We start from the raw sequence: 2,349 nt of genomic DNA on the forward strand, positions 1-2,349 counted from the left end.
GGGGGCGACACGGCCGGCGACGTCGGCGACACGGCCGGCCGCTCCCCCCGCGACAGCGACACGACAGGACACGACGACACCACCACGCGACAACACCCCCCCACGCCAACGCGACGACTCACCACGGGCGTCGGCAGCCGGCGATGCCGGCGACGCCGCGGCGCCCGAGCGGATGCGCAATAGGTCGTACGCCATCCCCGACTCGCTGCACGATCGGCTCAGGGATGCCGTGTGGCACACCCGCACCGCAGAGGACGGGTATGCCAATCACTCCGAGCTGGTGCGCGCAGCCATCGAGTCAGAGGTCAGCCGGCTGGAGGCTGCCTACAACGGCGGGCGGCCATTCCCGGCGGCCACAGGCCGCGTGAGTCGGGGCCCCAGCCCGCAGGGAGCCGCACGGGGAGCCGTCATCCGCCAGCGCCTCCGAGCAGCCAAGCAAGCCGCCCAAGCCCAGGGCGACGGCCAAGAGAGCCACGAGGAGTGACGAAAAAAATCCGCCTCGGAGGGCGGATTAGCGCCGGAGGCTGAGCCCTTGCTCGCTTCGCTGCGCTGTCTCAGCCTACCAGCGCTGTCAAGCCCGGAGAGGGAGGCGCGCTGGGCCGCAGAATCACAGAGAGGAATCGCCCGGCATGTCAGCACCACCGGCCGCTCAGCCCGCATCACCAGTCACCCGCGCACTCATGACCGGGGCCGGCCTGGCCCTGATCGGCTACGCCATGACCACCTGGGCGGACGCTCCCGAGCTGCGCGCGCCGCTGCTCGGGGCAGCCGCCGCCGTCGCGATCACGGGCGCCCTCCTGGGCGCGTGGCATGAGCGGAGGGCCCGCCCGGTCCGGGATCTGACCGCCGCCCTGGCGCCAGTCCTCCAGCCGTCCGACCCGGCCGGCATGGTCCGCGCCCGGAAGCGGGTCAAGAGCATCCCGACACTCATCAAGATCACCTACCCGCCCACGTTCGATGACCGCGACGACAAGGCACGGTCCAAGGTCCGCGACATCGTGGCGACACGGCTGGGCGGCTCGGTCGAGGCGACGTGGGACCGGCGGCGCCGGCTGATCACGTGTCGTGTCGATCTCGGTCATGACGTCCTGATCGAGAGCGACACGACAGGCGACACCGAGGGACCGACAGAGGCACCCGCGCGCGCAGTGCTGCGCCAGCGCACGACATCTGTCGTCCACGCGATCATGGGCGCCACGGCATCGGATGTCGCCGACATCGAGTTCAGCGACAGCGACACCATGCGCCGCATCGAGGTCAAGTACCAGACGACGACCAAAGATCTGTCGCGCGCGTTCCGACAGCGGGTGCTCATGCAGATGGACGCAAAGCTCCCAGGAGAGTGGCGGGATATCTGGGATTTCGAAAATGATCGCGTGTCATTTATTCCACGCCCTCCATTTCCGTCAAATGTCTTCTACCCGGCCAGCCATCAACCGAAAGACCTTGAAATCCCCTATGCCGTAACCGAGAATCGAGAAATCGTCTCCTGGAAACTCGGGGCCAAAGATCCTCACTGTCTGGTGGTCGGACCGACGGGGAGCGGAAAAACCGTCTACATCCGAAACCTCGTGGTCGGGGCACGCCTCCTCGGAATTCCTGTCGTGTTGTGCGACCCGAAGAGGACGGAATTCCTTGATTTCCGAGGAATGCCCGGTGTCACCGTCATCACCGATGTCGAGGAGATCGCTGACGCGCTGGTGGCAACCGGCGCCGAGATGCACCGCCGCAACGGCGAGATCGAGGCCGGCCACGCCCGCAAGGGTGATCACAGCAAAGTCCTACTTGTCGTAGATGAGTTCTTTGTCTTCAAGGAGGGCATCGCAGACGCCTGGGCGGCACGCCGCGCCATGAACAAGACCATCAAGGCCAAAGAGCACCCATGCATGAGCCAGTTCCGGCAGCTGGTGGTCCTGGCCCGATCCGCCGGCATCCACCTCTGCGTGGGCATCCAGCGCCCGGACGCGGAGTTCCTAACGGGCCTGGCTCGCGACTCGTTCCGCAAGCGCGTCAGCTTGGACCGCACAACAGGACAGGCCGCACAGATGATGTGGGATGACGCCCGCGTCGGGCGCGATCTCCCCTCCATCCACGGCCGCGCAATGAGCAGCACCGCAACCGGCCCCGAAGAGGTACAGGTGTTCCGACTGCTCACCGAGGCCGACGTTGACGCCTACACCGACGACGACAGGGCCGTATGGGAGGCACTGACCAGCCGGATCACCTCAGCTGGCAGCGACTCCCTGTCCTACCTGGGCAATCTCGGTACCCGCACTGCACCGCCCCGGCCGGCAAACACCGCCGCTGCCGCTCCGCCAGCCATCGAGCACCACCAGGAGGAGGACACCG

General features: G+C 67.1%; 2 protein-coding genes. Both read left to right on the forward strand.

Annotation, left to right across the window (positions count from 1 at the left end; translation table 11 throughout):
• Positions 1 to 172: 172 nt before the first annotated feature.
• Complete coding sequence (locus tag BM385_RS28430; RefSeq protein WP_093844606.1) at positions 173 to 484, forward strand: ParB family protein; 312 nt, start codon at positions 173 to 175, stop codon at positions 482 to 484.
• A 196-nt stretch (positions 485 to 680) separates the two neighbouring features.
• Positions 681 to 2,349: FtsK/SpoIIIE domain-containing protein (locus BM385_RS26335; protein ID WP_254791747.1), on the forward strand; the 1,669-nt coding region annotated here is incomplete at its 3' end.

It is taken from the genome of Streptomyces harbinensis (genome assembly GCF_900116145.1).
Lineage (GTDB): Bacteria > Actinomycetota > Actinomycetes > Streptomycetales > Streptomycetaceae > Streptomyces > Streptomyces carpaticus.

Excerpts from the sequence above, each read along its gene's own strand:
- BM385_RS28430 (WP_093844606.1), top strand. The coding sequence starts at position 173 with ATGCGCAATAGGTCGTACGCCATCCCCGACTCGCTGCACGATCGGCTC.